This window comes from Rhizobium sp. Root708 (genome assembly GCF_001429725.1).
GTDB lineage: Bacteria > Pseudomonadota > Alphaproteobacteria > Rhizobiales > Rhizobiaceae > Rhizobium.
On sequence record NZ_LMHV01000011.1, the window covers coordinates 73,383 to 94,253 of the forward strand.

Annotated in this window: 19 protein-coding genes and 1 pseudogene; 4 read left to right on the top strand and 16 right to left on the bottom strand. The window is 58.7% G+C overall.

Annotation, left to right across the window (positions count from 1 at the left end):
* The coding region (locus ASE04_RS10285) for a sugar phosphate isomerase/epimerase family protein (RefSeq protein ID WP_056816088.1) at positions 1-737 on the bottom strand (737 nt) is incomplete at its 3' end.
* Between the two features lie 122 nt (positions 738-859).
* Here ASE04_RS10285 and ASE04_RS10290 point away from each other — a divergent pair.
* Together ASE04_RS10290 and ASE04_RS10295 are read left to right on the top strand one after the other, a co-directional pair.
* Complete coding sequence (locus ASE04_RS10290) at positions 860-2,347, top strand: GMC oxidoreductase (protein WP_056816091.1); 1,488 nt, start codon at positions 860-862, stop codon at positions 2,345-2,347.
* A gap of 17 nt (positions 2,348-2,364) precedes the next feature.
* Positions 2,365-3,423 carry a Gfo/Idh/MocA family protein gene (locus tag ASE04_RS10295; RefSeq protein ID WP_056816096.1) on the top strand — a complete coding sequence of 353 codons (1,059 nt, stop codon included), beginning with the start codon at positions 2,365-2,367 and terminating at the stop codon, positions 3,421-3,423.
* Between the two features lie 207 nt (positions 3,424-3,630).
* Here ASE04_RS10295 and ASE04_RS10300 read toward each other — a convergent pair whose 3' ends face one another.
* The 11 genes from ASE04_RS10300 to ASE04_RS10345 all read right to left on the bottom strand — a co-directional run bounded on the left by ASE04_RS10300 (position 3,631) and on the right by ASE04_RS10345 (position 14,858).
* Positions 3,631-3,852: a hypothetical protein gene (locus ASE04_RS10300; protein WP_056816099.1), complete on the bottom strand. Its 222-nt coding sequence runs from the start codon at positions 3,850-3,852 to the stop codon at positions 3,631-3,633.
* Positions 3,853-4,156: 304 nt separating this feature from the next.
* On the bottom strand, positions 4,157-4,708 hold the full coding sequence (locus tag ASE04_RS10305; protein WP_056816102.1) for a DUF924 family protein: 552 nt from the start codon (positions 4,706-4,708) through the stop codon (positions 4,157-4,159).
* Positions 4,709-4,962: 254 nt separating this feature from the next.
* Positions 4,963-6,513, bottom strand: a complete 1,551-nt coding sequence (locus tag ASE04_RS10310; RefSeq protein WP_056816105.1) for a TniQ family protein — start codon at positions 6,511-6,513, stop codon at positions 4,963-4,965.
* The gene (locus ASE04_RS10315; RefSeq protein WP_056816108.1) at positions 6,510-7,580 is read right to left on the bottom strand and encodes an ATP-binding protein; all 1,071 of its coding nucleotides are present in this window, start codon (positions 7,578-7,580) and stop codon (positions 6,510-6,512) included. The genes ASE04_RS10310 and ASE04_RS10315 overlap by 4 nt, the downstream gene beginning before the upstream one ends.
* A 379-nt stretch (positions 7,581-7,959) precedes the next feature.
* Positions 7,960-10,290, bottom strand: a complete 2,331-nt coding sequence (locus ASE04_RS10320) for a DDE-type integrase/transposase/recombinase (protein WP_156408751.1) — start codon at positions 10,288-10,290, stop codon at positions 7,960-7,962.
* Positions 10,291-10,311: 21 nt separating this feature from the next.
* Complete coding sequence (locus tag ASE04_RS30640; RefSeq protein WP_156408752.1) at positions 10,312-10,488, bottom strand: hypothetical protein; 177 nt, start codon at positions 10,486-10,488, stop codon at positions 10,312-10,314.
* Positions 10,489-10,515: 27 nt separating this feature from the next.
* Complete coding sequence (locus ASE04_RS10325; protein WP_056816114.1) at positions 10,516-11,328, bottom strand: hypothetical protein; 813 nt, start codon at positions 11,326-11,328, stop codon at positions 10,516-10,518.
* Between the two features lie 92 nt (positions 11,329-11,420).
* The gene (locus ASE04_RS30645) at positions 11,421-11,597 is read right to left on the bottom strand and encodes a hypothetical protein (RefSeq protein WP_156408753.1); all 177 of its coding nucleotides are present in this window, start codon (positions 11,595-11,597) and stop codon (positions 11,421-11,423) included.
* 304 nt (positions 11,598-11,901) lie between these two features.
* Positions 11,902-12,273, bottom strand: coding sequence for a hypothetical protein (locus tag ASE04_RS10330; RefSeq protein WP_056816116.1), 372 nt, complete (start codon positions 12,271-12,273; stop codon positions 11,902-11,904).
* Between the two features lie 215 nt (positions 12,274-12,488).
* Positions 12,489-13,436 carry a hypothetical protein gene (locus tag ASE04_RS10335; protein WP_056816121.1) on the bottom strand — a complete coding sequence of 316 codons (948 nt, stop codon included), beginning with the start codon at positions 13,434-13,436 and terminating at the stop codon, positions 12,489-12,491.
* 1,239 nt (positions 13,437-14,675) lie between these two features.
* The gene (locus tag ASE04_RS10345) at positions 14,676-14,858 is read right to left on the bottom strand and encodes a hypothetical protein (RefSeq protein WP_056816126.1); all 183 of its coding nucleotides are present in this window, start codon (positions 14,856-14,858) and stop codon (positions 14,676-14,678) included.
* A 420-nt stretch (positions 14,859-15,278) separates the two neighbouring features.
* On the opposite strand from ASE04_RS10345, the gene ASE04_RS32045 reads away from it, so the two are divergent.
* Positions 15,279-15,437, top strand: a complete 159-nt coding sequence (locus ASE04_RS32045) for a hypothetical protein (protein WP_156408754.1) — start codon at positions 15,279-15,281, stop codon at positions 15,435-15,437.
* A gap of 113 nt (positions 15,438-15,550) precedes the next feature.
* Positions 15,551-16,012 (top strand): hypothetical protein, encoded by a 462-nt coding sequence (locus tag ASE04_RS10350; protein WP_156408755.1) that lies wholly within the window; start codon positions 15,551-15,553, stop codon positions 16,010-16,012.
* Here ASE04_RS10350 and ASE04_RS10355 read toward each other — a convergent pair.
* The 4 genes and pseudogenes from ASE04_RS10355 to istA form a co-directional block, all read right to left on the bottom strand.
* A complete protein-coding gene (locus ASE04_RS10355) occupies positions 16,009-17,034 on the bottom strand; it encodes an IS1595 family transposase (RefSeq protein WP_056816133.1) in 1,026 nt (341 codons plus the stop codon). The genes ASE04_RS10350 and ASE04_RS10355 overlap by 4 nt on opposite strands.
* A 435-nt stretch (positions 17,035-17,469) precedes the next feature.
* Positions 17,470-18,264: a LysR family transcriptional regulator gene (locus tag ASE04_RS10360; RefSeq protein WP_200960706.1), complete on the bottom strand. Its 795-nt coding sequence runs from the start codon at positions 18,262-18,264 to the stop codon at positions 17,470-17,472.
* A gap of 261 nt (positions 18,265-18,525) precedes the next feature.
* Entirely contained in the window at positions 18,526-19,260 is a 735-nt protein-coding gene (istB, locus tag ASE04_RS10365; protein WP_056816139.1) for an IS21-like element helper ATPase IstB, read from the bottom strand.
* Between the two features lie 5 nt (positions 19,261-19,265).
* Positions 19,266-20,759 (bottom strand): annotated as a pseudogene (istA, locus tag ASE04_RS10370) (IS21 family transposase); the annotation flags it as partial.
* Between the last annotated feature and the right edge of the window lie 112 nt (positions 20,760-20,871).

The following is a 20,871-nucleotide window of genomic DNA, read 5'->3' on the forward strand; positions in this document are numbered from 1 at the left end:
AGATCGCCATAGCCGAAGACCGAACCGCGAATTGCCTGGCCACCCACCGTCTGCAGCCAATCGGTTCCAGGAGCGGTCTGGCGCACATAAAAGTCCTTGATGTGGACGAAGCTTGCATCGGGGAGGCAGGCCCGCGTTCCCGTCAGCGGATTCTCATCGACGCAGAGGAAATTGCCGATATCGACGGTGAGCTTGAAGCTCGGCAGATTGACCGCATGCAGCAGCCGCTTGATCCGCTCGCTTGAATTCATGAAGAAGCCATGGTCCTCGACGCTGGTCGTCACGCCATAGCGCCCGGCATGCGCGGCAAGCTCGTGGGTCGCTTCGGCGATAGCAGGGAATGCCGCTTCGAACTGGCCAGGCGCCGTTGCGCGCAACGACCACGGCACGACGTCATGGCGCAGGAAGCGCACATCAAGCTTGTCGCACAGCTCGACATAGCGCTTCAACCTGTTGAGCTGGAAAACCCGCTCACTGCCGTCGATGAAATTGCCTGACGTGCAAAGGCCGGCAAGTGGCACACCGCTTTTCTGCGACGCTCCCGTCAGCCGCTCCAGCATCTCGGCGTCATCAATGAGTTCATATTGCAGGTCCTGCCCTTCAGGGGCGACGGAAAGCGTTGCCAGCTCGACATGATCGCCGCCATGCTTGCCGACCCAGGCAAACACATCCTCGATCTGCATGGCCCCGCTCTGCATCAACGGACGGAAGCTATATGAACTCAGACCTATCTTCATCGCGGCATCTCCTCGATCGCTGTTATCAAACTTTGTTCGCAGACTAACGATCCCGGTTGACATCCGCTAGGATACATCTTTGTTAGATATCAAATTGATACCGAAGAATGGGGAATAGCATAATGTCTGAGCAATCCGCCGACGTCGTCATCATCGGGAGTGGCCCGACCGGCTCGGCCTATGCGCGGGTGATCAGGAACAAATGGCCGGAAGCGCGTATTCTGATGGTCGAGGCCGGCCCGCAGATTCTTGCGCAAAAGGGCGCGCATCTCGACAATATCGTCGATCTCGATGAGCGCGCGGCCTTCGAAATGCAGGCCCAGGGCGGCGATCGCAGCCCGCGCATGCCGATCAACAAGGAGGAATGGGAAGCGCGCCGCGCCGGTGGTTTCGACGGATCGATGTTGCGCCGCTCAGGCCTCTTCGTCGCCAATGATGGCGATCCGCAGGACGAGAACCTCTTCGCCGGCTTTTCGGCGGCCAATGTTGGCGGCATGGGAACCAAATGGTCAACCGGCACGCCGGTCCCCTCCGAGATCGAACTGGTGCCTTTCATCCCGACCGACGAGATGCACAAGGCTCTGGCTGTGTCGGCGCAATTGCTTGGCACCAACAAGGACCCACGCGCAGGCGATACCGCAGCCATCGCCATGCGCGAGCGACTGGGCGAAGTCTTCAATCCTGGTCGCACGCCCGATCGCTTTGTTCAGCCCATGCCGCTTGCAGCGACGCCTGGCCCGGAGGGTCTGCGCTATCATGGCACCGATGTCGTTCTCGGCGATCTCGTCGACGAGCCGAAGGAACGCTTTGAGATTCTTTCCGAAACGGCTTGCCGCCGCGTGATCCATGAGAATGGCCATGTCACCGGTGTCGAACTTGTCCGCGTCCGTTCGGAAGAAGCCTTCGTGGTCAAGGCCGCAACGGTCGTTGTTGCCTGTGATTCGCTGCATTCGCCCCAACTGCTCTACGCGTCGGGCATCCGCCCGGAAGCACTCGGTCGCTATATCAACGACCACTATATCGTCTCGCAGATCAGCGAAATGCAGACCGATGTGCCGATGGCGTCGATGAGCTGGATTCCGTCCACCACGGAGTTTCCCTATTCGGTCACCATTGCCGCGACCAGCCTGCATACGATGCCGAAGGCCAGCGAAATGAGCGGCCAGCCGATCGGCATGGGCTTTTTCGTGGCCTCCGATATCAGTGCCGACAACCGCGTCACCTTCGATGACAACCGCCGTGACTGGCTCGGCCTTCCAGCCATTTCCATTCACTGGCGGCAGTCGGAAGGCGACAAGGCGCGCCTCGAAGAGGCCAAGGGCCATGCGCAGCGCATTTCGGCCATCATCGGTCGCCCGGCGCCGGGCTTTGCCACCTTCGTGCAGCCGGTCGGTTCGTCGCTACATTATCAGGGCACGATCCGGATGGGCGAGGGCGACGATGGTACCAGCGTCTGCGACAGGAACTCCAAGGTCTGGGGCTTCGACAATCTCTATGTCGCCGGCAATGGCGTGATCCCGACGGCGACCGCGACCAACCCGACGCTATTCAGCGTCGCTCTCGCCAGCATCGGCGCCACCCAGATCGCTGACGCTCGCCGCACTGTTTGACTTGGAGAACTACCTGAATGACTCAACAAAAACTCAAGGTTCTGGTGGTCGGCCTCGGTCAGATGGGCAAGAGCCACGCCCTGGCCCATCACAATCACCCCGGTTTCGAGATCGTTGGTCTCGTCAACCGCTCGGTTCCCGACCTGCCCGAAGAGCTGCGCACCTATCCCTTGCGCAACGACTATTTGCAGGCGCTTGAAGAGTTCAAGCCCGATGTCGTCTGCATCGCGACACATACGAACACCCATGCGGATATGGCCGTCGCGGCGCTGGAGAACGGGGCGCATGTCTTCGTCGAAAAGCCGCTTGCAGCCAATGTCGCCGATGCGGAACGCGTCGTGGCGGCCGCCAAGGCCAATGACCGGAAACTCGTCATCGGCTATATCTTGCGCCATCATCCATCCTGGATGCGGCTGATCGACGAGGCACGCGGCCTCGGCGGTCCCTATGTCTTCCGCATGAACCTGAACCAGCAGTCGAGCGGCAGCGCCTGGGCGATCCACAAGTCGATCATGCAGACAACATCGCCGATCGTCGATTGCGGCGTGCACTATGTCGACGTCATGTGCCAGATCACCGATTCTAAGCCGGTGGAAGTGCGCGGCATGGGCGTGAAAATGGCAGGGGGCCTGCCTGATGGCATGTATAATTACGGCCATTTCCAGGTGCTGTTCGAGGATGGAAGCGTCGGCTGGTACGAGGCCGGCTGGGGTCCGATGATGTCGGAGACCGCCTTCTTCGTGAAGGATGTCATTTCGCCGAATGGCTCGGTGTCCATCGTCATGGACGAGGGCGCAAGTTCCGCCGATCTCGACGCGCATACCCGGACGTCCAGATTGCGCGTCCATCATGCAGAGTTGAACGCCGATGGTTCTCCCGCGAAGGCGGATGATTGGCTTGATATGCATGACGAGCCAGGCCATCAGGCGCTGTGCGATCGGGAACAGGATTTCGTCTATCGATCCGTGGTCGAAGACCTGGATCTCACCCGTCACATGGATGACGCCGTGACCTCGCTGCGCATCTGCATCGCGGCGGACGAGAGCGTCCGGACCGGCCGTAGCGTCTCTCTCTAGCTTACGGACTCAGGCCGCGAGCACCTCGCGGCCTGAGGATTCATAGTCGCCACGGATCGAGCGGCCCCGGCGCTCCAGCTGTCTAGGCCGGCTCGGAGTTTCGTTCGCCATAAGCGCCATCGTCCGGTGCAACGATCGTTACCGGAGTTCAGGCGCGGCGTGCCGACCTGCTCCTGGTCGCCTGCGAATCCGAACCGGAGAAGGGGGCTAAGGCAGTGGCTTCAATAGTTTAAGTTTGTTTCCTGGTGTGAATACCACAATCCGGTCCTGCTCAAGTGCATGGAGGACCACCATGATTTCCTCCTGCGTAAACCCCGCTGCATTCAGGGGTTCTCTTATGTCCAGGAGGTTGATCGTGACGTCGGGCTTCACCTTCATCGACCGAAGTTTTTCGATAAGGGCGGTTTCAGTTTCTTCAAATCGGCTCATACGGCATCTTAGCAAAGATTTGGCTGAAGCGAAGTTCCGGCGCGTTGATCGGGCGGTCGGAGGCGAGTTTCAGCACAGGTCGATGTGAGGTGGCTCGCCTCGCGTATTGAAGAACTCGGGTTCGATGTCGCAATCAGCATGGGGTTGCCGGCGGTTAGGCACCGCAGCGGATCAAAGCTTGCGGGCACCCTGAGTTGACGAGCACGCGAAGACCTGGGGCATGAGCGTGAGCACACCGTCTAAAGTCGCGGAGCGTGCGAAGTCGGCTGGCGTCACCTTCTCGTTCGGGGGCGGGCGCCGCGGTTCAGAAACCCGCTCCCGGCTGCGCGAGATAGCGGAGTTCGGCCGCAGTCGATTGCCGGCCCAATACCTGATTTCGATGAGGAAAGCGGCTGTAGGATGCAATCACGTCGCGGTGGCGTCGCGCGTAATCGAGAAACTCTGGATCTCCAAGTTCGGCGAACAGGGCTACCGAACGATCCTGCTTGGCGATGTCCTCGGCATGTTCGAAAGGCAGATAGAAGAAGACGCGGAACTCCTCGGGAACACGCTTGTCGTCGGCTGACTGAAGGGCCAATTCGGCTTCTGCCAAGGACAACCCATCAGTCGCGAACGCCAATGCCGTTCCTCGATAGATGTTGCGCGGAAACTGATCGAGCACGACGATCAATGCCAGACGGTTCTGTGGGGTTTCGCGCCAAGCGTTGCTCGGTCCCGCCGCGAGTGCGAGGTGTGTGTCGCGAAACCGACCTTTAATCTCGTTGTCGAGTTCGGTAGCGCCTTCGAACCAGTCTCGGCGGTCGCATTTTTCGAACCAGAAGGCGTAGACTTCCTCGGGTGTGCAGATCGAGCTCATATGTCTTCCAAATCGTAGCGAATTTGCGCTGTTGGTGTAACTCCATCAGGCAGTTAGGCCCTTGCGGGTGCATATTCAATTGGTGGTGCGTGCGACCGACGGCTTATTGTGTAACGTGAAGTCTAAATTGCCTCAACGGCTTTGTAACTGATTGATTTCGTTGAAGCCCATTTTCGGGCCTGAACCCAGCATTTCCCAAAAGGAACCCCGGATTTTCCCAATCCGCAAGGCCAAAAAAATCGGGCAGCGCCCGATTATGGTTTTAAGGAGGAGATAACTGCTATTACTTCGTGTCGGAGGTAGAAATTTCTTCCGACCTTGCGCTTCGGTATTCGAACGTTGAAGCCGTGGGTTAGAGCCTCCTCACTAATCGATACTTTCATCTTCTTTGCCAACCCGAGAAGACCGCGGTCCGAAACGTAGTTCGCCAAAAACCGGTCCAAGTCACCTTTCGCGTACTGGGCGACAATGTTGCGTTTCCCAGGAAACACTTCCTTCAGAAAGCCTTCATGGGCCAAGGCTAGGACGGTCTCTTCGCTCACCTGAATCTTGGCGGCAGCGGCGGGTGAAGGCACGCGTCCACTGGGCCGCTTTGGGCTGCCAGCGCGGAAACGCTCGACCGACGCCACATATTCATCTTCGTCCTTTTCGCCTATTCGACGATCCCGTACGATTTCCGCGACATGTTCCATGAGACGAAGTTCGAACACCTCTTGCTCGCAAGCGAGGTTGGTTTTAGCCAGGGATGTCGCCGGCGACATCTTGCCTAGCCGCTCGAGCACCAGCTGAAGCGAACTGGCGGGGAGACCGTACTCCTGTGATGCGGAGTTCACCGAGTGGTATTGGCGTTTAATAATCGGTCCAAGGAAGTCGTCGTCCGTTCCCAGCGCAAGGCACCGCATGCCAACATCCTGCATTGTGGCGAGGATACTCGTGTATCCAGGATACTTTGCGAACTCCAGAGCTTCGGACGCCAATCTGCCGAAGATCGTTGTCGGGCAGTGTTTGCGTCTGCTGGAGAAGTTTTTGGAGGCCCTTGCCTCGAGAACTTCCGTGAATCTTGCCGCCCCGCCGATAAGCTGCTCATAACCCGACTGAACAGCAAGGCTGAGTTCGTCGTCCGACGCTTCCGACCAGTCCCGATCCGGGCCACAAGTTTCAGTCCCAACCAATTCGCAAAGATGGATGGAGGCCTGCAAAGGGAGGTCGTCCAGCCAGCTGGCTTGGCCGGGCGAACGCGCGTCCAAGCGATCGAGCGCGTACCGCTCGAAAGAAGTCACCTGACGAACCGCCGTTCTATCGCACAAGCCGGCGATCCCGCCAGGCTCTAGCCGCAACCTTTTTGCGAAATCCGGCCCGTACCTCCATTCAATTTTCGGTAACTCCACGAGCTCGACTTGATGAATCTGGCAGGCTCGGACGAATTTGGGAATCCAAGTAAGGCGTGCAAAGGCGCGATTGCCTGGCCTTCCTGACCGGTCACGCTCATCGTCCGCAAGGCACATTGCGCAAACTCGGTCGTGCCCAAGTGTAACAAAGCGCCCCGCGAGGCAATGACCGCCAAACGTCAAGCTACCATCGAATTGACGAGTCCAGCGCTCTTCAACAAGCACTCTGGGTCCCAGGAGGCGCTGAAGCGCCTCCTGGGTGTTTACCGCTCCCTGGGAGAGCTCCAGGAAATTAATCCCGAACATTGACCAGAAGTCGCCGGCGCTAACCGCACCGTGCAGCGCCGCAGTGCGGGAGCAGAAGCTTGCGATCGTTTCACCGTCGTTGAGATGCGATTGAAGGGCCAAGACGCTCATGGACGATCTCCGAACTTGACCTTTTTCTGACCACGCGCAGGGCGCTTCCGGGGAACGTCATCATTGACGCGCATGAATGCCTTGAGCGGTTCGAGTTCGTGCCAGTTCGGGTGTTCGAACACATTTTCTTCCTCCAGGCATCCGGAGTAGGAGGCGTACATGTTCTTGAAGTGCGTATCATTCACTTCCGAACTGCATTCGAGCAGTGCGAGCTCGACCGCTCCGCGGATCATTTGCACGATGGAGCCGAAGTTACCGGCACCCGCGTGGCACAATCGCCCGCGGAGCTCTTTCTCGTCCTCAACAGAGATCACAACCTCACCATGGTCAGCGATCTTCGACAGGATTTCGCCGATCGTCGCCAAGCCCTTATCGCCTTGCAGTTTCTCGAAGCGGATCGCGGTCCGGCGGGTGTAGAGTTGCACGTGCTCAGAGAGGAACTCCGCGAGGGGCGGCACGCCAGCGAGGATGAGACGGACGGGCCAGTCCGGCATCTGGACCATGCCCTTGAAAGCGTCCGCGATCTTCTGTGCTTCAACCGAGTTGGCGGTAACAACGGCGTGTTGCGCCTCATCGATGACAACGAAGACGATCTTGTGAGCTTTCAGCGCTGTGCGGAACTTGGCCCAGGCCTCGTTCTCCCTGATAGATTCACGCACGGGCATACCAAGGTTGCGCAGCCCCTCGACCGCCAGCAGCCTGGGCGTGCACGGAGATGGCGCGTCGAACTTCAGTACTGGGTTGACCTCAGCGCCATCTTCGTCGATGTACTTTTGCATCGCCGGGATCGACGACATCCGCTCCATAAGAGCCCTAGTTTTCCCGGCTCCGGATTCCCCGCAAAGAGCCAGAATCCGTTTCTTTCCAGGCCGGTTCTCGTCCTCGGGGTCGTGCCACGCGACACTTTGCACGAGGTTCTTGAAGGCGAGATTGGTGGTTTTGTCCCGCTCGAGACCAAGGTAGCGGTCGTTAACTCGCTTTACCTTTTCGGCCAGCGCAAGCTCCTCCTGAGAAAGCGTTGCACGGATGCGGGCGATTGCTGCGGCTTGGTTTTGGTTCCAATCCATGGGTGGTCTCCTATGTTAGACCCGGGTCGCTTTGCGACGCGGTAGGGGGCTTCGTTGGACGAGTTTCTCCTTCCGGCGCGCCAATGCGCGCCGACCGGGCACCGTTGGTGATTTCTGTCTAGTTAGACGGGCTAGGTCCCAAACCGGGGAACGCGCCTGGCCGAAGGCGGACCACGGATTCCGCCTTCAGGCAATGCAGTTGAATGGAGGTAGGTTCGGCGTCTCATGCGCAATGTCGCGTTTTTCGAATCTTGTTGCATAGGTCGTCTCCAATTGAGCCCAAGAGGGGATTGCTCGTTCTGCGATGGGAGGTTGGCCTCCGCGAACATGGGAAAATTCACGGAGGCGTAAGGGCAGGCGGCGAAGCTAAGTGGCCTCGTTAGCGGTCAAAGGTGTCGTCGCGCAGGCTCGAAGCCGGAGTCGAGGCGTCGACCGCTGTCTCAGCTTCATCGACCTTGTCGGGCTCACCCGTATGCTCGGTTGCATCGCGCCAGTCGGTCTTCGACGCCGTAACTTCGATGCCGATGGTTTCATAGAAGTCCGCAGCAAGTTTGCCGGAGGTCATGAAATCTTCGGGTACGCTGTCCTCGCGGGCGGTGATCCGGATTTTCAGGTCCATCTTTTTCTCCCACTCCAGGTACGCCGCTTCGGTCTGGACGGGGTTGTCCAGATCGCCCTCCATACGGAGAATCTCGGCTCGCTTGCGAGCTTCGTCCTTCGCCTTGCGCACGGTCTGTCGGGACAGTTTGGCCTCCTTCTGATTGATGGCCTTGAGTTCAGCGCAGACGGCAGTCCATGCCCAGACACTCATGCCTTCGAATTCGTCGCTAACCGCCGGCACACTCAACCAGCCTTCGCCGGTCCAAACCGAGATCGAACCGAGATTTTGGCGGTCGATACGAGCAAGCGCGAGGTGACCACTTTTCCAACGACGACGCAGAGCCTGAAGCTCGGGCGACTGGAAGTAGACGCCGAGGAAGCGGATGCCGTGCTTGCCAACCAAACGCTGGACGTTGATGCCGAAGATATGGCGTCTCTGCGCCGGGGAGGGCGGCGGTGTGATGCCATGCTTCGACAGGCGCTTCCATGCGTTGTTCGGGGTCTCACCGCCCAATCCATCGTGGGGCGTGTTGTGATACACGTCGATGAAGTAGCGAGTGAGGATCGCCGCAACCTCTTCGAACGTGACGCTCGCTTCGGCCTCCGGATCGCGATCCCCCTTTGCCTCAACCGACCCTTTGGTCAGGCCGGAAAAGTACGTAAACGCGTGCTCCGCAGTCGTCCGGAAGAACCGCTCGATCGTACCACGTGCGGAAGCCGCACCTGCGGGGGGCAGAAGAAGCGTCGCTCCGAGATCATTGACCGTCACGCGGAACGGTTGGCTGGAATACCAAGACGCAGAGTCAGTGGCGAGCTCGTCCAGACTTCCATAGAACGCCCAGTTCGAAGTGCAACTGTAGAGCTTGGCGATCGATGTTTTGTCGATCGTCGTCATCTCGAGCGTGGCGATCGAGGTCATCACAGACGGTGCCTGCTTGTGAACCCGAAACCCAAGAAGGCATCGTGTAGCCGTGTCGATGACAGCGGTCATCCAAAGGCGCATGCGCTTAACCTTCGCGCGCTCCTTGGCCGACATCTGCTGCCACACGCCCGCAAGCACGAGCAGAACCTGGAGGTCGACACGCCATTCGTCCATCTCGCCGCGCTGCAGCGGACGGATTACCTGCAGGCCATCACGAGCAGCCGCATACTCACGCTCAGCAGCCGCCTTCCCGTGGCGCGCCAGAGTAACGAACGCGGGCGGCAGCTCTTTGATGCGTTGACTGAACGTCCTCAGCGAAGGCGTACGGAGTTCGGGAACCTCTTCTACTGCATTCCCGCTCTCGCGGTTCTCCTCGTTTTTTCGGGCGATTTCCTCGTTACGATCGTCAATCTCATCCTTCATCAGCCCGTGGATATCGACCTGGTTGGCATCCGGGTTCGCCAGATACTCCATGATGTACTTCTGCAACATGGCGGTCTCCTCCGCCGTGTAGTATGTGTTCTTCTGATTGCGGCCCCAATTGCGCACCTGGTTCAGCGCGTTGGCGTCGCTCTCGTATTTGCGGAGCCAGTTGCGGAAAGTGCGGGGGTGCGGGATAGCGTAGCGTCCACCATCGCTCTTACTTTTGCGCTTCTTGCTGTTTTTGCCTTGGGTCAGGTGGTTGGCGCGCTTGCCCTCGGGATTGTAGTACTCGTCCCACACCTTGTAGAGATTGACTTTCATCTTCGCGTCCGAGCGAGTGAAGTCCTTGTCTTTGGTCTCGTGAGTAAGGAAGATTTCACAGACGGCAGTTTGAAAAACTGCGCGATCCTGCTCGTCATCGGCAAGCGAACCCAAGTAAGCCTGAGGACGGGCAGCAGCGCGAGCGCCCTTCAACGAATAGTATCCGGGGCGATATTCCATCGGCGACTCTTTGTCGTCGAACATCGCTTGGATTTCCTCGTGAGTGAAGGACTCGTGGAGCCCATCATGGACGCGTTGAAACACGTGTCCGGTGAGGTCGCGCTCGACTGGGCGGTAGAAGGTTCCTCGGTGATTCAGCGCGGAGAGCGGCTTGAAGTCGTAGATCGGGGTGATGGGGCCTGCGGCGACGATGTTTGGACGTTCCATGACGTGTCTCTTCCTTGTTCGATTGATGGGTCGGCACTGCACTTCACGGGGGCCCAAAATGGTCCCATGGACGCCCGCTCAACGTCGGGCAAATCCGGTGCTGTCACGCGGAAACCGCTTGGAAAGAAGTGCCTCGGCCTGTTCCCCTGACGGGGGTACAGGCTCGTCTTCGACGCGCTCCGACTCCGGCACGGCAAGTCGGGCGCTGAACGCAGGACACAGGGGCTCCCTGCGCACTTGGGCCAAGTGCGTCATCGTGTTCTCCTGGCGCGGTTTGAGGGGTTAGCGCGCTACGCGGACAAACGGGCGCTCGAGCAGAAGGCGGTCAGGTTCAGTGTGAACCAACTCGCGTGCGTGGATCAGGCAGATCGCGGCGTTCAGGCCACGAGCGTAATGCGGGGAGCGGTCGGCGAGAGCGTACAGGCTGACCTGGCCATAGATGCCTTTGATCAGTTCGCGCATCGCTTCGCAGTCGCTCGCATTGCGGCTGCGGACGGCGTTGCGGACGACTTGCGCATTTGCGGCGCGAATACGCGTCGCATGCTTTTGGGTGACGAGAACCATCCCGTCGGCCCGGCCACGAAGCTCGGGCTTGAGACGTTCGATCACGTCCTCAATTCCAGTCTTCTCGACCTGGTGCGTGGGCTTCACCGCCGCGAAGTACGCTTTCCCCTTCATCTTGATCAGATAGTCGGGAGTGTGCTTCGTGCGCTTTCCGTCGGCGGCCGTGAAGTGCATCGACGGGGGCTGGTCCTCCAGATATTCGACGTCCGGGCAGGCGAGGGCCATGTCAGCCAGCGCCTTCTCGTGCGTGCTCTCAAAGCCGATGGCGCGGTTGTGCTGATGATTCACGAGATAGCCGCGGACGTGGCCTTTGGTGCGTTCGGCCGGCTTTCGGGTACCTGTCGAGCGCTGCACCGGAACCCAGATTTTGGCCTGGATAACCTCACCGTCTTCCGTGACGAGCGAGATTTCCGAGTCTCGACCCGACACTGGGCCATCCGGGCACAAAAGGGTATGCTCCTCACCCAGGTGCTCGCGGCTAAAGCCCGACTTCTTCTCGCGCATGTAGCGCAGGACTGCCTTCGCGTTCATGTCATGTCCTTTCACGACACGTGTTGACCAAGCCCCGCAGCCGGAATTGGCCACGGAGTTAAATCCCAGGGATCGGCGGTGAAGCCGTGGGATTACGCGCTAGCGCGTATGGTCTTGAACGACGAGAGAAGAAGAGAGGCGGCCGGAAGGCGGCGCAACATAGCGGTGCCGTAGCCCTCGGCGCGGCCGATGACGCCGCGGTCGCAGAGGAGAGCGGGACCAACACCGCCCGAGAAGATAGCTTGATTTTTGCAGTTCGTCGTAACCATGTCAGTCTCCAGTTAGAACAACATTGAAAAAATCATTGCTTCTGGGACTACCGTAACCTTCTGGTAACGGTAGGATGATACCGATCCAGGGGTTAGCGGGTTTCCCGCATTCCTATGTGTATCAACCTCGTAGACATGGTTGGCTCCGTTTCGACTTCCGGTGACTTATATGCTCATTTTGCCCAGCGCAATCCCGGATTGAGACGGATTCGCTCGATTCCGGTCGAATCCGGAGCGGATGTGCCCGGATTCGGGAACCTTTTATGAATATGGTTAACGCACCTTTACCCTTATTAAGCTAGCGTTAACCGGGCCGAGCGCCATACGATTGCCTAACGGCATCAATCACTTGGGGTCGCGAAAGCTCTGACTCCACGGCTTTGAGGTGCGCCGCCGGCCACCATTGCGGTGCAGGCTGGCCGCGGATCATTCTGTCGATGAACTCGGAATTAAGTCCAGCGCCGTGGATCATTCCATTCTTGTCGCAGAATATCTCGGAATGCGGAATGTGGGCCAGGGTATCTTCGCTAGTCTCGTGCACTAAGGAAGTCGTTAAGTAGCGCATTCCGATAAGCATACGGACCGACAGGCCTTCGTATTCTGTGCCCAACGCATATGAGGTAAGTCGGGTAAAGCCGTGGTCTAGGGCCCAGCGCGCGACTTCAAATCGATACATTTCGCTCTCCGTTTCGTCACGGAGTAGCCTGGGTCAAACTGCAGCAAGGGACAAAATGGCGACAAGCGACCGTCGATAGAGATGAATCAACAAGACGAGATCGACCTGTCGACGACGTGGGACCGGGACGCGGTCGCCGTGCCAAACAACACTGTGTGTCGGATCACGGACGGGCGCTATGAGACGCAATGCGACCGGTCGCGTCTAACCCTCGGTCAATCCCACTTCCGGATCAGGGTAGCTGTCGTCAGTGCGGCGGCAGGCACTGCAAGGAAACCGACTAGCTCGCTGGCATTGCTCGCGCTGAAACTCGTGAGCACACCATCGGAAAACTCCGCGGTCGCGGACCGAGAGGCGAAAACGCCTCTGTCGAACCTGATGAAACCTACGAGCGCGGGGTCCGGAGCCATTAGCGCGAATTCATTGATCGTCGTTTCGCCGCGGTATCCTGGTCCCGTCACGGTCACGGTCGCGGCGAAGGTGTAGGCTTTCTGCACCCGGAAGCAAACCATCCCCTTACATTGATCGTCGACGTTAGCGTTGGCGCTCCTGGCGCTCGCAAGCAGCGGCGCTCGCCCAGCGGCATGTAGCGTCGGTTCTATACGGATCGTGCAGTCGTCCTGTTTCACCTTGTGTTTCTTTGGATCGATGATGGTCTCGCTCGGGCCGATCTCAAGCGTGAAGACAGTGCTCACCCCGTTGCATGGTTGCGGCGCGGCGGGCTTGCCGGCTTCCGCCGGCGGTGGAAGGAGCCCATGAGTTGCTGCACGGAGCGCGGCCGCCTGGGTTATTATCTCATTGACCCCCTTGATAGCCTCGGCAGTCTGGCCAACCGACGTTGACGATACCTTCTGTAAAAGACCATTGCGGCCTACGGACATCGCAACGGTTTCCGTGCTCAGTCCTTGATGGCTATAGTAAAGATAGTAGGGGCCGAATCTTGTGTCGGGGACTAGCTTCGGCACAGTGTCGTAAGCTACCGCTACGGCGTTCCCTTTGACTTCAACTGCAATCGGGATGACGGCTTTCGGGAGGTAGTAACCCAAGGCAGCTTTGGTGAAGTCTTCCGAAGCCCGTCGCTCACTCGATGACTCGATCACGGTGCCTCCACATGCGGACAGCGCGAATGCCACAGCCGTCATGGCTGCCATTATCTTTCTCATCTTTCTTTCCCAACCAGGCGTTCCCACGCCGATGAAGAAGGATTTCATTTCCGTATAGGAAGTCAATATGGCAGTTGCATAATATCGCGTAGGTATCGCAAAGGTTTAGACGTCGGCGACATCGATCGGCATGTTGTTGCGACCATCACCAAACACCACACTTGGTCCAACCTCGTCCGGGATAGCAGCGTCTTTGTTTTGACCTCCAAACATGATATTCGTTTTGGAGGACTCGAACCTACCTAAAGGTAGGGAACGAAACAGTAATATGTCCACGGGGTCTTCGTTTGAATGGCGAACGGCCTCCGCCCAGACGCGAATGAGGATGTCTTTTGATCAGGAACCTGCGGCAATGGAGTAGGACCGAGGCGGAACATCGCATCAGCGAACTCCTAGATGAGGCACAAGCTGGAGTACCTCAAAATATTGGTGGGACAGGCGGGTCTTGGGAAATCCGATTCATACCGAAGTCTCAAAAGGAAACTGCCGGGCAGGCGCTATCCCGCGGAGGCCCGGACAGCGACTGAGCGGCCGCTCCTAACGGCGCTGGTTCATTGGAGTTAGCAGTGGGCAGGCAGCCCGACGGCCGGAAGTGAATTCCCCGAGCAACGTGCACGATGGACTAAGCCTCGTGAATCAGATTAGCATTCGCTAATGGCGATGACTGTCTTTCTGAAGCATGTGAGGCGGATTGTTCGATTTTCTCAGGCGACGGAAACATTCCCTGTTCTCACCCGAAGCGCAGTTGCTTTGGATGGAAGTGGAGAAATTTCGTATTCGGTATCGTGGTCAGGGCACGTCCAATGAAAAGGCGTCGACGCCGTATCGCGCGAGATTTCCCGACAACTCAACAACGAGGGTACGTTTGCAACTAATCTGGTGGTGAAGAGCGGCTGGTCCGTAGCCGACGCAGCAGCGATGATGATTGCGGAACACGTGTCGGCCGAAATCCTGAGTGGACAATTGCATAGCTGTCGAGGAATCCTCAACGATAAGGGAAGGGGATATCTCAAGTTATTCAAAGTGTGCACCGAGAGATTGATCGGATCGGGTCGGGTGCCCGCTCAGCTTGGATACAACGAAATCCGAGAATTCGAGGCGGAGATCGCTAGGCTTGGATAACATTGACTGCGGCTAGGCCGATCAGCCGATGGTTACCGACCTGATCGAACTAAGCTGGTCTCTCGTCATGCTGACTGAAGGTTTGCCCGCTTCACCCAACTCTTGCAGATGGCCTGCCTATTGAATTCCCGAGTCGACGGAAAGCGGCACCGGCTCCCCTCGGCGCTTTGCTTCCGAAACCGCTTCCTCGAGGGCCTGCTCGATAAGAAAGCAAAGCATTTCGGCTCCGTTCTCGTTGTCGGCGACATCGCGAGCGGCGCGTAACGCTTCGATCAGTTTCGAAATTTCATTGTTAGACACGTTGGTCCCGTCCGCTTTCACCCATCCAGACTGCGGTGTTGCTGTCACAGAGTAAACCCTTAGAATGGCTGGGAATTAGATGATAAATTGCAGCTGTTTCGGCTGGGGTTCGAGCTCGTCTCAAGTGACGAGAGCGTAACGCCAATCAGACGTATACCTTTGCGAGGCGAAAAGATCGGTTGGAGAAGGTGCCGGGCTATCCCCCAAACCGGACATCGAACCGTTGAGGCCATTGACGTGGCTAGAAAATTGGCCTCCGGAAAGGCGCTGCGGCTGAGGCCGACAGAACGTTTGGGCTTGCTCGATTTCAGATGTCGCCAAATGCGGAGTAGATACCTTGAGTCTCCGTGATAGTTCCTTCCTATCGACGCGGCTACGTTAACAACCGGAACCGGATTTGGTCACAGTCTCCGGGGGCGTGTGTTCCTGCAAATCAAGACCGCGGGCTGCATCTACGATGTGTTTGAGTTGCTCGACGTTTCGGACACCTTGCTGATAGAGTTCGATAGTTATCGCGGCAATCCGGCTCGCTTCCTCGGATTCCTGTTTGATCCCGAACTCACTGCAAATGGCATCTAGCACGAGACGGCATTTGCGCAGGTCATCCGAAAGAACGGCATTAGGTAGCAAAAACCACCAGACCTGAAACGGCTACCAGACTACCCTCGTTCCATTGGAAAACGGGGCCTCGAATGAGTGTAGCGTATGAGTTGAAGCAGAAGCGGGCCGCCCTGACCGAAAGGTTGCAGCAGCTTGAAAGAGAGCGGGTCGACATCCAGGAACTGATCGGCGCACTCGACCGTGTCATCCTAAGCTACGAGCCCGACTACCAGGCATCGGCGCTGACGAGACCTGAACAGGGTAACCGCTCTCGAAAGGACAAGCCGTCGTCGTCCGAGGTGAAAGCGGCCATGAACGTCGTAAACAAGCGCCAAGCGGTCTTGGAAGTCCTGCGCGAGGCAGGAGAACCGATTTCGGTGACCGACTGCGCAGCGAAGTTTGCAGCCAAGATCGGCATCCCGAGCGAGCCAGCCAATCTCTCAGACATCACACACCGCCTGTCGGCGGTCCTTACCCAACTGACGACTGCAGGACGCGTTCGGCAGTCCGGCCAGTTCGACGGTCGCAAGATTCTATGGGAGGTCGCCGCTTAGCCTTCCCAGATCAGGTCCGGCGGTTTGTTGCCCTGCCAGTACCCACACAGATAGCGTGACGTGGCGCGAGACAGTGCCTTGCCCAGAACCTGGAACGTATGACTGCGATTGCTCACCTGTCGGCAGTCCTCGCGCCACGCGAGCTCGGCCACGTACCAGTCGAAGTATTTCAACGAAAACCGATGGTGGATGCCGACATAGGCCCGTTGGACCCGCGAGAAGAAACTCTCGACCTGATTGGTGTTCGTGCCATCGTCGGTCTGATATGCCTTTGAGTGGTTGACGCATTGCAGCTTGTTCAAGCCAGCCAGGTCGTTATAGCTGCCATGCTCGTCAGCGAAGACCGTCCCCTCCCGCGACACGTGATCTCGAACGGCCGCCCAGGCTGCGTTGCTGTCTTCGTCTCGGATGATCCGGGTGAACGTCTGGCCTCCCAGTCCGCGCTGGCGGATCGCAAGAGCGCACAGACGTTTCATGTTCTGGTATTTCCTGAGGCGGCGGTCGATGCGATCCTCGGCCTTGTTTTCAGGACGGATGTGGCCGCCAGCGTACTTGCCGTCAATCTCCACCTCGCCATCCAGCACCATCTCCTCCCTGCGCCAAGCGATCGCCTCGCGCAGCTTCATAAGGAGGACCCAGGCGGTCTTGTATTGGACGCCGATCTCGCGCGAGAGCTGGAGCGCGGCTTTGCCTTTCACCGAGTTCGCCGAGAACCAGATGGCGATGAGCATCTTTTTGAAGCTCAGCTTGCGTGCATGGAACACTGTGCCAGAGGTGACGCTGAACACTGCCTTGCAGGTCTTCTCGGTGCATTTGAAGCGGTTGCGGCTCATCTTGTGGCAGCGCAACGTTCCGCACTTGGGGCAGTAAGGCTCGCCCTCCGTTTCGTGCCAGCGCAGGCGCTTAAACCAGTTGTAGGCAGTCGTGTCCCGCATCTTGGCGAGATCGAGCACCGTCAGCGTTCGGCACTCTGGCGAGAGCAGGAAATGCTGGCCCTTGGGCGTGTCGTCGGGGTTCGCCATGGCTCAACCCCTCCGCGATCCGGAGGAAGGCCGGGCGTATTTCCAAGCCCCCGCCCAAGGCACTGACGGCTAACACCGCAGCGTGCGGGCGATGGACAGCGGTAGCGATGGCGTTGAGGGTCATGTTCAGGCTCCAGAAGTCGACGGCAGGCACAGCGGATCGGCGGCCGAAAATGGCCGCGGGGAGATCAGAGCTGTATGCGTACCATCCTGAACATGATCTAAGTCGTTACCTGAACTTCCTGGAAAAGTCGATCGGAAGAGTTCTAAATGGTTAATTCTCAAGGAGCGATCGACTGCCGTTTGCTGGCGATACGAGCGATGCCCACGGCCGCAAGGAGGCCCATAGTGGGCATCAGCTTCTTGCGCAAGCCTTGGTCTCAACCCCTACGGCAGTCCGGGATGAGTGATTTGAACGGGGCTCGGCAATTCCCCTCACATTGCCGACTTATCTGCGATGGCAGAACTTTTTGGCAGATGCCCGCTAGCGAGCATCGCGATCAGGTGAGCTTCGCACTCTAATGGGTCAAGACCTCTACGCCGCGAGATCATAAATGTCAGCGGACGAAGGTGCCATGCATGCCGCGTGAGTTCCACGAGGACTCCGTTGGCGAGATCACCGGAGACGAGGTCTTCAGGCATATGTCCCCAGCCCAGTCCTGCTTTGAGCAAGTCGTGCTTCGCGCCGAGTTCGTTCACAAACCACCGACGCTCCCCTGCAACCGCCACGGTCGACTTCTCCGCATGGGGCTGGTTGTCGGTGACGACGATCTGGATATGTCGGCTGAACTCATCGCGCGCAGCCGCCCGCCCGAGGTTGGCGAGCGGATGTGAAGGAGCACAGACGGTGACCATCCGCGTGTCGCACAGCCAATGCCTCTCAAGCGCGCTCGGCTTCAGTTCGGGTACGTCGGCAGCGGTGATTGAGAACACGCACTCCCCATCCAGAACCAGTGCCTCTCCACCCTGCATCGTCGTCATGCGCAAATTCACGACGGCTGTCGGCGCATCTAGGCCGAGCCGCTGCAGGCAGGCGATGAGGTGCCTGCGCGGATAATAGACGTCCACGGCGATCGAGAGCTGTTCAGCGCCTGACGTGGAAATCGAGCGGGCACGGGTCTTCATCTCCTCCGTGCGCGCGATTACCGCCCTTGCGTCGGGAAGAAGGCTTCGGCCGGCCGGAGTGAGCTCCGCCCGCCTCGTGCCGCGCTCGAAGAGTTCAACCAACAAGGCCGCCTCCAAGGCGGCGATTGTCAATCGGCGTCCAAAATTCACCCCATATCGGCGTGCAATTTTGACCCCTCTGATGATGTAGATCAGCGCTTGGCCTGCCCGGCGCTGGCCGGGGTTCTGTCAATCGGCGTCCAAAATTCACCCCATATCGGCGTGCAATTTTGACCCCTCTGATGATGTAGATCAGCGCTTGGCCTGCCCGGCGCTGGCCGGGGTTGCAGAGGGTAGGCCAAGTGCGGGTGATGTGGTTCTTCGGCTTTAGCTTTGAGAGCGGTTCTTGAAGCGCCAGGACTCGTTTCCGGTTTCGACGATCTCGCAGTGATGGGTCAGACGGTCGAGGAGCGCCGTCGTCATCTTGGCGTCGCCGAACACCGTCGGCCATTCTCCGAACGCCAGATTCGTGGTGACAATGATCGACGTGCGCTCGTAGAGCCTGCTGATCAGATGGAACAGGAGCTGACCGCCTGCCTGGGCAAATGGCAAATAGCCGAGTTCGTCGAGGATGATGAAGTCGAGACGGTTGAGATAGTCGGCCGTCCGCCCTTGCTTGCCGCTGCGCGTTTCCGTCTCTAGCCGATTGACCAGATCGACGACGTTGAAGAAGCGCCCGCGTGTTCCGTTGCGGATCAGCGCGCGGGCAATCGCGATGGCAAGGTGACTCTTTCCCGTTCCCGTGCCGCCGACGAGAACGACATTGCGCTGGTCGGCGACGAAGGTACCGGTAGCCAACTCCCGCACCAGGGGTTCATTGACGGGCGTATCGGCGAAGTCGAAGTCATCGATGTCCTTTGCGAGCGGCAGCTTGGCGATGCTGAGCTGGTAGCGAATGGAGCGGGCCTGTTTCTCGGCGATCTCCGACTGCAACAGATCGCCAACGATGCGCGGCGGTTCGTGCTGCCGTTTGATGCCGTTGCCCATGACCTCGTCGTAGGCGCTGCGCATTCCATAGAGCTTCAGCGTGCTCATGAGTTCGAGAACCTGTGTGCGTTCCATCAGCTTGCCCTCCTAAGGCTGTCATAGCGTGCGCAGTCGGCGACCGGTTCATGGGTAAGCCGCAACGCATCCGGGGTTTGCAGGGTTGCGGCCGGAGCCGGATCACGGCTGCGGGCGAGAATGTTGATGATCACCGAGGCCGAGCAAACGCCGTGATCCAAAGCCTCTTGGCAGGCAGCATCGACGGCCGCCAGACCGTCGGTGGGAACACAGCCAAGGATAGTGACCATCTGCCGATCACCATCATGGACGCTCTTCAGCCGTCGGCGCACTTTCTCCATCGCTGTGGGTAAGACCCATTCACGGAACGGCGCACCATTGCGTAAAGCACCGGGTTTGCGTGCCAGAACAGGGACATAATGCCAGGGATCGTAGATCGTCTCGCCACGGCCAAAGCAACGAGGATGGTCACCGACGGTCACACCGTCCTGCCTGATGACGATCTTCTCGGCATAAGCGTGAACCTCGACCGGCCGGCCGACCGCAGTTGAGAGGACGGAGTATTTGTTGTTGTCGAAGCGGACGGTGCAGGTCTTCGACACCGAGGCCGGAACGCAGTGGAATCCGTCGAACGGCCCGACGTAATGGACGAGGCTGCCGCGCTCCTCCTCGAACATTTGCCAGATCATCCGCTCGGTCTGCTCGGGATGGCGGTGCGCCTTGGCGTAGGCGATGCACTTATCGAGCAGCCACACGTTCAGCTCTTCCAGGCTTTTGACGCGAACGCGTGGGGTGAAGAAGCGTTCGCGCACGAGGCCAACCTGGTTCTCGACCTGTCCCTTCTCCCAGCCTGATGCGGGCGTGCAGGCAACGGGATGAACGAGATAATGGCTGCACATCTGCAGGAAACGGCGATTGTATTGCCGCTCCTTGCCGGCGAATACGGCCTCGACCGCCGTCTTCATATTGTCGTAGATGCCACGCGTGCAGGTGCCACGGAAGAAGGCGAAGGCTTTGTCGTGCGCATCGAACACCATCTCCTGGCTTTCGCGCATATAGGCCCTGGCGAACATCATCCGGCTATGGCAGAGCCGGACGTGAGCGACCTTGACGGTCGTCGTCACACCGTTGATCAGAATGATCTCGTGGCTCCAGTCGAACTGGTAGGCCTCACCCGGCGCGTAATAGAGCGGTACGTAGGCTTCCGCCGTTATGGCTCCCCGGTTCTTCGCCCAGGCCTTGGCGTATCGCCGGATCGCGTCATAACTGCCGTCGTAGCCGAGGGCCCGAACCTCCTCGTAAATCCGGATCAGCGTCAGCCGTTCGCGCGATGGCTTGCCTTCGTTGGTCGTCAGAAACCGCTCGATCTCGGCCTTCCACGCTCCGATCCTCGGCAGCGGTTGTCGCTCTCGTTCATAGGTAAAATCGGTCTCGTCGGAACGCAGAATCTTGCGAACCGTGTTGCGCGACACATGCAGTTCCCGGACGATCTTCTTCACCGACCAGCCCTGCACATGGAAGGCCCGTCGAACACGCGCAATCGTATCCACTCGCTTCAACTCCCACTCCATCCGCCGCCAAAAGCCGGATGGTCAGATGAAATCTGAGGGGGGTCAAAATTGGACGCCGATTACCCCGCCAAGGGGGTTAAATTTGCACGCCGAAACACAA